Below are 12,609 nucleotides of genomic sequence, written 5' to 3' on the forward strand. Positions count from 1 at the left end.
TAAGTTATGGCTCTAATTGAACAACTCAAAGACGAGCAAAAGTTAGCGATGAAAGCCAAGGACAAATTACGCCTTGGCACAATTCGTTTAGCTTTATCTGAAATTAGACAACGTGAAATCGATGGTCATACAACTTTGTCTGACGATGATATCATTGCTGTGTTAACTAAGATGGTTAAACAACGTCGTGATTCAGTGTCGCAGTTTACTGCCGCTGGTCGTGATGATCTTGCAGATAAAGAGAGTGCTGAGATTTTAGTACTTGATGATTTTATGCCGCAAGCACTTACCGATGAAGAAGTTGCTGAGTTATTAGACAAAGCAATTATTGAATCTGGTGCTGCTGGAATGCAAGATATGGGCAAGGTGATGGGCGTGTTAAAACCTCAAATCCAAGGCCGCGCTGACATGGGTAAAGTAAGCCAACTCGTCAAATCGAAACTGGCTTAATACTACTCTATTTATAAAGCAAGCCGTGCTATCTTTGATATGCACGGCTTGTTTGTATCTGAGATAATATAAACACTAGAATAGTATGAAAAACCATTGAGGTAAGAAGTAGCATGTCCGGACATATCCCTCGTAGTTTTATTGATGAACTTTTAAATCGACACGATATTGTCGACATCATCGACACTAGAGTAAAACTAAAAAAACAAGGGAAAAACTACGGTGCTTGTTGCCCTTTTCATAATGAAAAAAGTCCTTCTTTCTCTGTAAGCCAAGAAAAGCAATTCTATCACTGCTTTGGCTGTGGCGTTCATGGTAATGCCATTGATTTCTTAATGGAATTCGACCGTCTTGAGTTTGTAGAAGCCATCGAAGAACTTGCTTCAATGCTTGGTTTAGATGTTCCTCGCGAACAGCGTAGTGGCTTTAGTGCGCCTTCTGGCCCAACCGCAAATTCAGAACAAAAACGCAGTTTATACGATCTAATGGGCGGTATTAGTCAGTTTTATCGTTCTCAATTAAAATCCGCTAATAACATTGTTGCAATTAACTACCTTAAAGAACGCGGTCTCTCTAGTGAGATTGCTCAAAAATTTGGGGTTGGTTATATTGCTGATGAATGGGAATTAGTGAAAAATAACTTCGGTCGCGACAAAGCATCACAAGATGCTTTAGTGAGTGGCGGGATGTTAATTGAAAACGATAAAGGGCGACGCTATGATCGCTTTCGTGGTCGAGTCATGTTTCCTATTCGAGATCGTCGCGGACGCGTTATTGGTTTTGGTGGTCGAGTTATTGGTGAAGGTACACCGAAATACTTAAATTCTCCAGAAACGCCTATTTTCCATAAAGGCAAAGAACTTTATGGCTTATACGAAGCATTACAAGCGTATAAAGACCTGCCTCAAGCTTTGGTTGTTGAAGGCTATATGGATGTTGTCGCCCTTGCTCAATTCGGTGTAGATTATGCCGTTGCCTCCCTAGGCACAGCAACTACCGGCGATCATATGCAATTACTTTTCCGTCAAACAAGCACTGTCGTATGTTGTTACGATGGAGACAGAGCGGGTCGGGAAGCGGCATGGCGAGCAATGGAACAAGCGCTTCCCTACCTCAATGATGGCCGCCAATTAAAATTCATGTTTTTACCCGACGGTGAAGATCCAGATACCTATATCCGTCAATATGGTAAAGAAGCCTTCGAGCGAGAAATCGCTCAATCTGAATCATTGATTAATTTCATGTTTAGAAGCTTGATTGATCAAGTAGATACAAGCAGCCGAGAAGGCAAAGCAAAACTCACAACACTTGCTGTTCCTCTCATAGACAAAGTTCCTGGTGGTACGTTACGCCTTTATTTACGTGAGCAACTTGGCAAAACGCTTGGAATTATGGATGAAAGCCAATTACAGCAACTAATATCTAAACAAGGTGCTCCTGAAACCAAGCGACAGGTACAACCAGATATTAAACGAACAGCGATGCGCGAAGTCATTACGTTGTTATTACAAAATCCAAATTTAGCTCAATTAGTCCCAGATTTAAGCAGTGTTCAAGATATTCCACTGCCGGGTTTAAGTTTATTTCTACAATTACTTGAAAATTGCCGACATAATCCCCATATCACTACAGGCCAATTATTAGAATATTGGCGCGGTGATAAAAATGAAAAACTATTATCACGCTTGGCAGCATGGGAACTCCATATAGACCAAGACAATATACAAGATGTATTTATGGATTCGCTGGACAACATTTTAGCCCAGTGCATCAACCAACAAATTGAAAGTTTGCAGACGAAAGAAAGAACGCTTGGCTTATCAGTCGAAGAAAAACGGGAGCTACTAGCCTTAATGCTAGAATTAAAAGCATAGAATCCCGACATCGTCATCAATAAAAAAATTTGTTATTATTTGTGGTTTGCATTTCGCATACTAATTCTGTCACACAGACCAAAAGTAGGAACCGTCTATGGATCAAAATCCGCAGTCACAGCTAAAATTACTTGTAATTAAAGGCAAGGAACAAGGCTATCTGACCTACGCAGAAGTTAACGATCACCTACCAGAAGAAATTGTAGATTCTGAGCAGGTTGAAGATATTATTCAAATGATCAATGACATGGGTATCAAAGTGGTTGAAACCGCTCCTGATGCCGATGATATGTCATTGAATGATGATGATGCCGTAACTGATGAAGATGCAGCAGAAGCCGCTGCAGCCGCACTATCAAGTGTTGAAAGTGAAATTGGCCGTACTACGGACCCAGTTCGTATGTATATGCGTGAAATGGGTACCGTTGAACTTCTTACTCGTGAAGGCGAAATCGACATCGCTAAACGTATTGAAGAAGGCATCAATGAGGTTCAGTGTTCTGTTGCTGAATTCCCAGGCGCTATTTCATACTTACTAGAACAGTTTGATAAAGTTCAAGCCGAAGAAATTCGCTTAACTGACATCATCTCTGGTTTTGTTGATCCTAATGATGACGGTTCAGCGGCACCAACTGCGACTCATATCGGCTCAGAATTGAGCGAATCAGATCTTGCTGATGAAGATAAAGAAGCAAAAGATGATGAGGAAGAAGATGTAGGTATCGATCCAGAGCTTGCTTTGGAAAAATTCACTCAACTTCGTACTTCTTATCATAACATGCAACTTGCTTTCGAAGAGCATGGTCGTGATAACGGAAAAGCTCGTGAAGCAATCGGTGAACTCACTGATGTATTCCGTGAATTCAAACTGATCCCTAAACAATTTGATTTTCTTGTTCGTGAAATGCGTGGCAGCATGGATCGTGTTCGTACACAAGAACGCTTAATTATGCGTATGTGTGTTGAATACGGGAAAATGCCTAAGAAGTCATTTATTGCTCTGTTCTCAGGCAATGAAGCTTCTGACGAATGGTTTAACGAAATTCTTGCGTCAGATAAGCCATACGTAGAACGCCTAAAGCGTTACGAAGAAGACATTCGCCGTTCAATTAAGAAAATTAACAGCATTGTTAAAGAAACAGGTTTACCAGTTGTAAATATCAAAGACATCAGCCGTCGTATGTCTATCGGTGAAGCGAAAGCTCGTCGTGCGAAAAAAGAAATGGTTGAAGCAAACTTACGTCTTGTTATCTCAATTGCAAAAAAATACACAAACCGTGGTTTACAATTCTTGGATCTTATTCAAGAAGGTAACATTGGTCTAATGAAAGCCGTTGATAAATTTGAATACCGTCGTGGTTATAAGTTCTCAACTTATGCGACATGGTGGATCCGTCAAGCTATCACTCGTTCAATTGCCGACCAAGCACGTACTATTCGTATTCCTGTACACATGATTGAAACGATCAATAAATTGAATCGTATTTCACGTCAAATGCTACAAGAAATGGGTCGCGAACCATTACCTGAAGAACTTGCTGAACGCATGCAAATGCCAGAAGACAAGATCCGTAAGGTTTTGAAAATTGCAAAAGAACCTATTTCAATGGAAACACCAATTGGTGATGATGAAGATTCGCACCTAGGTGATTTCATCGAGGATAATACCCTTGAACTTCCTGTTGATTCTGCAACTTCAACCAGTTTGAAATTTGCAACTAACGATGTTCTTGCTGGTTTAACACCTCGTGAAGCAAAAGTACTTCGTATGCGTTTCGGTATTGATATGAATACTGACCATACGCTAGAAGAAGTGGGCAAGCAATTTGACGTAACACGTGAACGTATTCGTCAAATCGAAGCAAAAGCGCTTCGTAAATTGCGTCATCCAAGTCGTTCTGAAGTATTACGTAGTTTCTTAGACGAATAATAATTACGATTATTCATCAATAGAATCAAAAAGGTGGGCTTAGGCTCACCTTTTTTCGATCTAAATCCATATTTTTGACTAACTGATTAAAAAGCAAACGCCTTCTCTCTAGACACCCTTTTCATCTTCCCCTATAATCACCACCTAGTAAGGCCCCTTAGCTCAGTGGTTAGAGCGCACGACTCATAATCGTTCGGTCCCCAGTTCAAATCTGGGAGGGGCCACCAAATTAAAAAAGCCAGATAAGTATCACTACTTATCTGGCTTTTTGTCATTGAGAGAAAAGCGATTTGTTTTCTTCTTTTTCTCCAGTAATACATACCCAATGAGTATGGAGAAAACAGAGAGTTCAATCATTGCTCTTATTAATCCAGAAGTGAATATCGCAGCCATAATCAATAAAATCACAACGCTAATGATCCCTTTATTATTCATTCTCAATTCCTTTGATACGCCATAGAAAAATCCATTATTCAATATTAAGCGAGCATTGAAAAATAGCCTTTTCCTCTATCAAAGAACCAATTGCACTATCCATCCCTCAGAATCAATCATTCGCACCTTGGATATTAAATAAACCTACCTATACTGATAACGAATTAATTTGATTATGGAGTTATCAATGAAAAGAATATTACTTCCGCTTGTTCTAGCAACATCCCCACTTTTCGCTATTGCAAATGAGGATATTTCAACACAAGGACCTAAAATCAGTGGCGTTTATATTGGTGCAGGCTTCGGCACTTTTGGGTACTCAGAAGAAGATTCTTGGGGATACAATAGTAACGAGATTTCAGCAAAGGCGGATGGTAACTCCACTAAAATTTATCTTGGTTATCAATTTAATAAAATAGTCGGCATTAGAAGGGACCTATACTGATTATGGAACAGCAAAAGCCAAAGTAGGTAACTATTCAATGAAGCCAACCTCTATCTCATTAGCGGCTAATTTAGGCTACACCTTTGATAATGGGCTTAGACCTTTTGGCTTAGTTGGTATGTCTAGCTTAGATTTAAATCAAAATGAAGAATTGTTAACTGATGATAAAGGCGCCGCATTTAAATTTGGGTTTGGTGTTGAATATACCCCAACAGCATTGAACGGCATTCAATTTAGAGCCGCTTATGAAATGGACTTATATTCTGTGGAGTATCTCGATTATCAAAGCGGCAGCGGCTTAACCACAGAGACCAACTTATACTCATTGGATTCCCTTTATGTAGGTGCTTCCTATAAATTTTAAATCCAATCTATCTCAATAAATAAGCAGTAATCGACAAATAAGTAAGTTACTGCTCTTATTGATAATAAAAACACAAAATCCCCTTTGACCTCCCTACTTTTTTTCATTTCTTGATATACACTTAACGCATTTAGAGAGACTTAGATCTCGATATAACATCAACAACAAAAACCAAGAAAGGTTATATATGTACAATCTTGCGACCAACCTTGAGCGTAACGCCACATTTCGTCCAAATAATATTGCCCTAATTTTTCATGACCTAAAGATGACTTATTCAGAGCTCAATAAAAAAGTAAATGCCATTGCTGATCATCTAACACAACTGCACATCCAACCCGATGACAAAATCGCACTTTCGTGCCCAAATACCCCTGAGTTTGTTATCGCTTATTACGCAATACAAAAAATAGGTGCAGTAGTCGTTCCTCTCAACGTAATGTTGAAAAGTGATGAAGTTGCTTATCATTTAAAAGACTCCGACGCTGTTGCTCTTATTTCATACCAAGGCTCTGATGCAATGCCGATAGGTAAATTTGGTTATGATGGCTACGAAAAAGCCGATTTTTGTGAGCATTTCATTTTAATTGAGACGACCGAATCACAGAAACCAGTTGCTGCGTATTCTTTTAATCAATGGTTAAACACTGGCAGAGATACCTTTGATACCGTTTGCAGAACCGCTCAAGACAGCTGTGTAATTTTATATACCTCTGGAACAACAGGTACAGCAAAAGGCGCAGAATTAAGTCAAAGTAATATGCTTTGTAATGCACAGGCTTGCCAATCATTAACGAACCAAAAAGGAACGGACGTTAGCATTGCCATACTTCCTCTTTTCCATACGTTTGGCCAATCGTTAATAATGAACACCTCTATCTTAGCTGGCAGTGCATTAGTGCTTATTTCTCGCTTTGTACCTAAAACCGTTTTGCAGCAAATTCATGAGCATAAAGTTACGCACCTTGCTGGTGTGCCTACCATGTTTATTGGGTTGCTTGCTTATGCCGAAAAAAATAAAGGTGACTACCTAAAAGAAATAGCACAAACATTAAAAGTGGCCATTTCAGGTGGGGCTTCAATGCCGATAGAAGTACTAAAGCAATTTGAAGAGAAACTACAAGTTCCTGTCATTGAAGGTTACGGTTTATCTGAATCATCTCCGGTAGCGGCTTTTAATCATCTAGAGTTTCAACGCAAGCCCGGCAGTATTGGTCAACCCTTGCCGGGCATAACAATGAAAGTCATCGATAAAAATGGTCATGAATTACCTGTAGGACAAGAAGGCGAATTGGTAATCCGAGGTCATAATGTGATGAAAGGCTATTACAAAAAGCCCCAGGAAACAGCAAAAACCATTATTGATGGCTGGCTTCATACCGGAGATATTGTACGCTTTGATGACGAAGGTTATATCTATGTCGTTGACCGCTTAAAAGAGCTGATCATTAGCGGTGGCTATAATGTGTATCCACGAGAAGTTGAAGAAGTGTATATGAAGCACCCTTCGGTTCATTTGGTGGCAGTAATTGGCATTGAACACCCTCGATTTGGGGAAGAAGTAAAAGCATTTGTTATTTTAAAAGAAGGCCACTCAATATCAGAAAAAGAATTGATAAAATGGAGCAAGCAACATTTAGCCGACTATAAATGCCCTAAACATCTCGATATCGTTGAAGCTCTACCAATGACAGCAACGGGGAAAATCTTAAAGCGAATGCTAAAACCTTAACTCTCCCCTCACCACTATTTTTGCAGGTATATTCCCACACAAAGAATAGGTATATACTTGCGGAACAATTTAATAATTGGATAACTACCATGTCGAATAAAACAAATAAAGGCATTTGGTTTGCCTACATTGCCAGCCTTCTTACTCCGTTAACATTAATGGTCTCAGGTATTGTTGCCATCATATACGCTGGTTATCAAATGAATAAAGGGACTAATGACGAAGTCATTAATAGTCACTACTATGCCATTATCAAGAGCTTCTTTTTGTTTCTCACTTTCTTTGTTGTTCTTGGTGTTACTGCTGCAACAATGAGTGGAATGGTTGCCGGCTTAGAGTACTGGGTACATAGCTCTATTTTAGAGAAAATCTATTCTGCTATTCCCGTTATTGGTGCAATAATTTCATTATTAGCAATTGGGACTTGGTTTGTAAAATTAGCTAAAGGTATGCAAAAACTTAAGGCATATCAACCAATTGAAAATCAATAATAAAAAGGCACTCTATGTGCCTTTTTTGATTTGTAAAATAAATATTTGCTAACGAACATAACAACAAGAAAGTGATCTTCATCAGTTTTACTGTTAGAATTTGCCCGAAAATAGATAGAAAATTACGAAAAAGATCTGATCGAGACAATGTAAGTAATGTAAGTTTGTTTTTAATATTGTGATTAAAGAGCAAATTGTTTACCTGAATCAATAATCCATTACTCTTTTCGGTCTACACTACCAATAATTATTGAATTTATATGCTTAGCCATATGAGTAATGAAGCAAGAATTTGTTGTTATATTTCAACACTTCATACCATTAAGCTGAGCGTAACTGTGTTTATCATTTTAAATATACTTATCTGGAGAGATTTCTCACATGAAAAAGACCAAAATCGTTTGTACGATTGGCCCAAAAACTGAATCAGTAGAAAAACTAACTGAATTAGCAAATGCTGGCATGAACGTAATGCGCCTTAACTTCTCACACGGCGATTTCCAAGAGCACGGCAACCGTATCGATAATCTTCGTCAAGTAATGAAGAACACAGGTAAGCAACTTGCTATCCTTCTTGATACTAAAGGTCCTGAAATCCGTACTATCAAACTAGACAACGGCAATGATGTCGCTCTAGTTGCTGGTCAAGACTTCACATTTACAACTGACGTTTCAGTTGTAGGTAATAAAGACGTTGTTGCTGTTACTTACCCAGGTTTTGCAAAAGATCTTGTTACTGGTAACACTATCCTTGTTGATGACGGTCTAATTGAAATGGAAGTAGTTTCGACTACTGAAACTGAAGTTAAATGTAAAGTTCTTAACAACGGTGACCTAGGCGAAAACAAAGGTGTTAACCTTCCTGGTGTTTCAGTTAAGCTTCCAGCTCTTTCTGAAAAAGATAAAGCTGACCTTAAATTTGGTTGTGAGCAAGGCGTTGATTTCGTTGCTGCATCTTTTATTCGTAAAGAAGAAGATGTTAAAGAAATCCGTGCTCTACTTGTTGCTAACGGCGGCGAGCACATCCAAATCATCTCTAAGATTGAAAACCAAGAAGGTGTAGATAACTTCGATTCAATCCTAGAAGCTTCTGACGGTATTATGGTTGCTCGTGGTGATCTTGGTGTTGAAATCCCTGTTGAAGAAGTAATCTTTGCACAGAAGATGATGATCGAGAAATGTAATCGCGCACGTAAAGTTGTAATCACTGCAACTCAAATGCTTGATTCTATGATCAAAAACCCACGTCCAACTCGCGCAGAAGCGGGCGACGTAGCTAACGCAATCCTTGATGGTACAGATGCAGTAATGCTTTCTGGTGAGTCTGCGAAAGGTAAATACCCTATCGAAGCTGTGACTATCATGGCGACAATCTGTGCTCGTACAGATGCAGTATTAAAAGCAGAGCTTAGCTCTCGCCTAGACAGCCCACGTCTACGTATCACTGAAGCGGTATGTAAAGGCGCTGTTGATACAGCAGAGAAACTAAGTGCACCTGTAATCGTAGTAGCGACAGAAGCGGGTAAATCAGCTCGTTCTATTCGTAAATACTTCCCAACAGCAAGAATCATTGCCGTAACGACTAATACTAAGACAGCAGCTCAACTTTGTCTTTCTAAAGGTATTACACCAATGGTTGTTGATGCTATCGACAGTACTGACGCATTCTACCTACGCGGTAAAGAGTTAGCTCTTGAGTCTGGTATTGGCGCTAAAGGCGATATCGTTGTTATGGTTTCTGGTGCTCTAGTACCATCAGGCACAACTAACACAGCATCTGTTCACGTATTATAATTCAGATGAATATATAAAAATTACGTAACAATCAATAAAAGAGAGCTTCGGCTCTCTTTTTTTATGAATTATCATTGGCACAAAACATGCAATACGGTATACTCTCTTCCGCATTATTAACCACACAGCAGATGGTATAGCCACCCTTTATTTAGCACACCTTACTCGATAAGCTAAACACAGGCCTAAACCGATGATCTGCTATGAATATTTATAGAGAGAATCGCAGTGTCTAGCCCTACCCTTACTGATAAAGTATCAAAAATGATCCACCAAGATATTCTTAGTGGCGATCTTCACCCCGGTAAAAAGCTGGTTGTTGCTGAATTAAAAAAACGCTACAACGTAGGCGCATCTCCAATTCGTGAAGCTCTTGTTCAATTATCATGGAGCAAATACGTTAAGCTAGAACCTCAAAAGGGATGTTGGGTTGCAACGATCTCAATTATTGAACTTGAAGAGCTATTCGAAGGTTTACGAGTTGTAGCAAAAATGCTGTTAGAAAAAGCCATTTCTAAAGGTGATGAAGCGTGGGAACTCAGTGTATTAACAAGCTACCACAGATTAAGTAAAGTCAACTTAGAGAATACACCAGAAGCAATCCAAGAATGGACACAGCGTCACTCTGACTTTCATAACTCACTGCTTTCTGGCGCAGACGCTCCTATTATGTTCCAGTTTTATCAAGAATTAACAAACCAAATTAGGCGTTATCGCCATCTTCAAAATACACATAAAATGTTTAATAAAGAACATACTGATTATTTGGAAGAACATGAAACAATCATGAAATTAACGCTTTCTCGAAATACAGATCAAGCGGTTGCATTATTAGAAAGTCATTATATTAAGACCATGGATCTACTCTCTGCCTATTTTGAAGCTTAATTTGTCTACAAAAAAACCAGGTAAATCACCTGGTTTTTTGTATTCGTGTTTAGCTTACCATCCAAAAAACTCTTTATTATGCGTACCAATCAATAACACCATAAGTAAAAAGTATATTGCACTTAACTGAAATCCTAGAATAGCCAAACTGCCGATTGTTAATCTCACTAAAAAATCTGTAAGCATAAATACCCCAGCCTCTTTAGTCCTGCGCATCACTTTGCAATATCAGCGTCCTGCTGTAGACAAATTAAACGATACTAATAAGTATAGCCGTCTTACTACTTTAGTCTAATAAGCGATAATGTACCTAAGCCAAATCCCCTAAATCACTACAAATAGAAATAAGATTACGTCCATTGGTTTTTGATTCATACAATGCTAAGTCGGCACATTTATAAGCATCATTACCTGCAATACCTATATCAGCCAAACCACCACTAATCGTTAATTGATATTCTTCCAATTGAGAAACCGCGACACGTAAGCGATTGACGACCCTCTCTGCATCTTTCAACTCAGTATGAGGCATAATTATCGCAAACTCTTCTCCTCCATCTCTAGAGCCTTTTTGCAGTATACCTGCGACAAGAAAAATGACCTTATCACCAACGTCATGGCCTTTAGTGTCATTAATTCTTTTAAACCAGTCAATATCAAGAATGGCTAAACAACATTGATGTACTGGGTAATAACGATTCGTTAATAACGTCTGATTCTCTAATTCAAACTCGAATTTTCTGCGATTCCAACAATCCGATAAACTGTCTTTTTCACTTAAATAACGCAATTCTTTTTCTAATAATTTTCGTTGAGTAATATCAATATAAGACAAAATATAATATTGAATGTCTTTACGCTTATTTTTAACAACTTGAATTCTTACCAGCAAGCTTAATTTTTTTTCGTCTTTATTTAATGCTTCGATTTCACCTTGCCAAACACCCAGTTCTTCGACTTGTTTCCAGTTCTGAACTCGCTTTTCTGAATGTTCAACACCTGACTTCAATACATCAAATGTGGTTTTTCCTATCGTCTCTGATGCACAGCATCCACTAATTAAAGAAAACGCTGAATTTACTTTTATAATTCGTTGATATTTATCTGTGATCACCACAGCCGTCATCCCCTCAAGAGCTGACTTTGCAAGTTGGCTTTCAATATTTGATTTATCCCATAATGTTAAAGCGACCCCACAAGGAAGTACGATTAAGCTTAATAACAATAATACAATCGTTGTTTCTTCGATTAATTCAGACTTCGCTTCTTGAAATAAAACATTCAAGCTTTCTTCAGAGTAATCCAATAAAAAGTACACTTCTTTATTTGGCACTTTTTGATTAAGAGAGAATTTATAAAACGAAAAAATATTTTTATCAATGTAAGCACTGCCTGTTTTTTGAGTAGTCATTAAGCGCCATAACTCCGAATTTTCAGCCTTTAATGTTTGATCTTCTCTTCCATTAACAAGATGACCAAACATTTTATTTCGCTTATTCGTTAATAAATAATAACCATCTTGATTAACGATAGAGGGAGAGATATTAAGCGTAGGAGAAAATTTAATCACATTTTCAATTCTCGTCTCACTCAGTTCAGCAACAACATACCCTTTACGAGATCCTAACACTTCAATTGGAATAATAATTTGCATGACTGGCTTATAAACACCCGACGTCGCTAACTTTTCATTTAAGACCACCCCTTCCGAAAATACTTGTCCGGCAGCTAATTGGGATAACGTTGTTAATAAGGAGTGATTCACGACAGTTAAGGGCAAATTATGTTTAGATGTCTCATTATTGATGGCGTTATAAGATAAGCTAAATAAAGCAATCCCTTGGTTATCGATAAGCTCTAATTGAGAGAAGAACTTTTCAGCTTTAACCAAATTAACCCATGAGCTTTCTACGGCTGCTTTAGCACGATTGGAAGGATATAAAAAATAATCATAAACAGGTCGGCTGTCAGAGAGTAAGCTTAATGTATTTTGGATACGAGTTAATAACTCATCAAATTCATGATGTGTATAAGCTAACTGTCGAGTTGATTCATTTTGAACTTGCTCAATAATAACCAGTTTTTCTTTCTGATATTCACTATAAAAATACACCAGCGTTATCATTGATAACACAAGATAAACACAGCTAGAATAAGCTACTATTTTAAAACTTTTCTTATTCATGTCAGTTGAACTCAAACATAC

Annotated in this window: 11 protein-coding genes and 1 tRNA gene; 10 read left to right on the forward strand and 2 right to left on the reverse strand. The window is 38.2% G+C overall.

Translation table 11 applies throughout. From position 1 onward, the window contains the following. The first annotated feature begins 6 nt into the window (after nucleotides 1–6). From VSAL_RS14120 to VSAL_RS14135, 4 genes are all read left to right on the forward strand, one after another. Entirely contained in the window at nucleotides 7–450 is a 444-nt protein-coding gene (locus VSAL_RS14120; protein ID WP_012551147.1) for a GatB/YqeY domain-containing protein, read from the forward strand. Nucleotides 451–563: 113 nt separating this feature from the next. Beyond that, nucleotides 564–2,324, forward strand: a complete 1,761-nt coding sequence (gene dnaG, locus VSAL_RS14125; RefSeq protein WP_012551148.1) for a DNA primase — start codon at nucleotides 564–566, stop codon at nucleotides 2,322–2,324. Between the two features lie 97 nt (nucleotides 2,325–2,421). Beyond that, nucleotides 2,422–4,254, forward strand: a complete 1,833-nt coding sequence (rpoD, locus tag VSAL_RS14130) for an RNA polymerase sigma factor RpoD (RefSeq protein ID WP_012551149.1) — start codon at nucleotides 2,422–2,424, stop codon at nucleotides 4,252–4,254. A gap of 151 nt (nucleotides 4,255–4,405) precedes the next feature. Continuing rightward, nucleotides 4,406–4,481: transfer RNA gene (locus VSAL_RS14135), tRNA-Ile, on the forward strand. A gap of 25 nt (nucleotides 4,482–4,506) precedes the next feature. On the opposite strand, the gene VSAL_RS14140 is transcribed toward VSAL_RS14135, so the two are convergent. Beyond that, complete coding sequence (locus tag VSAL_RS14140; RefSeq protein WP_044583330.1) at nucleotides 4,507–4,689, reverse strand: hypothetical protein; 183 nt, start codon at nucleotides 4,687–4,689, stop codon at nucleotides 4,507–4,509. 187 nt (nucleotides 4,690–4,876) lie between these two features. On the opposite strand from VSAL_RS14140, the gene VSAL_RS23920 reads away from it, so the two are divergent. The 6 genes from VSAL_RS23920 to VSAL_RS14165 all read left to right on the forward strand — a co-directional run bounded on the left by VSAL_RS23920 (nucleotide 4,877) and on the right by VSAL_RS14165 (nucleotide 10,403). Then, nucleotides 4,877–5,134 (forward strand): hypothetical protein, encoded by a 258-nt coding sequence (locus tag VSAL_RS23920; protein ID WP_231850854.1) that lies wholly within the window; start codon nucleotides 4,877–4,879, stop codon nucleotides 5,132–5,134. 37 nt (nucleotides 5,135–5,171) lie between these two features. Continuing rightward, the gene (locus tag VSAL_RS23925; RefSeq protein WP_231850855.1) at nucleotides 5,172–5,498 is read left to right on the forward strand and encodes an outer membrane protein; all 327 of its coding nucleotides are present in this window, start codon (nucleotides 5,172–5,174) and stop codon (nucleotides 5,496–5,498) included. A gap of 187 nt (nucleotides 5,499–5,685) precedes the next feature. Next, nucleotides 5,686–7,230: a long-chain-fatty-acid--CoA ligase gene (locus VSAL_RS14150; protein ID WP_012551150.1), complete on the forward strand. Its 1,545-nt coding sequence runs from the start codon at nucleotides 5,686–5,688 to the stop codon at nucleotides 7,228–7,230. An 89-nt stretch (nucleotides 7,231–7,319) separates the two neighbouring features. Beyond that, entirely contained in the window at nucleotides 7,320–7,721 is a 402-nt protein-coding gene (locus VSAL_RS14155) for a hypothetical protein (protein WP_012551151.1), read from the forward strand. Nucleotides 7,722–8,102: 381 nt separating this feature from the next. Further along, nucleotides 8,103–9,515, forward strand: coding sequence for a pyruvate kinase PykF (pykF, locus tag VSAL_RS14160; RefSeq protein ID WP_012551152.1), 1,413 nt, complete (start codon nucleotides 8,103–8,105; stop codon nucleotides 9,513–9,515). Nucleotides 9,516–9,743: 228 nt separating this feature from the next. Continuing rightward, the gene (locus tag VSAL_RS14165; RefSeq protein ID WP_012551153.1) at nucleotides 9,744–10,403 is read left to right on the forward strand and encodes a GntR family transcriptional regulator; all 660 of its coding nucleotides are present in this window, start codon (nucleotides 9,744–9,746) and stop codon (nucleotides 10,401–10,403) included. Between the two features lie 310 nt (nucleotides 10,404–10,713). On the opposite strand, the gene VSAL_RS14175 is transcribed toward VSAL_RS14165, so the two are convergent. Next, nucleotides 10,714–12,588: a sensor domain-containing diguanylate cyclase gene (locus tag VSAL_RS14175; protein WP_044583332.1), complete on the reverse strand. Its 1,875-nt coding sequence runs from the start codon at nucleotides 12,586–12,588 to the stop codon at nucleotides 10,714–10,716. Between the last annotated feature and the right edge of the window lie 21 nt (nucleotides 12,589–12,609).

This window comes from Aliivibrio salmonicida LFI1238 (genome assembly GCF_000196495.1).
GTDB lineage: Bacteria > Pseudomonadota > Gammaproteobacteria > Enterobacterales > Vibrionaceae > Aliivibrio > Aliivibrio salmonicida.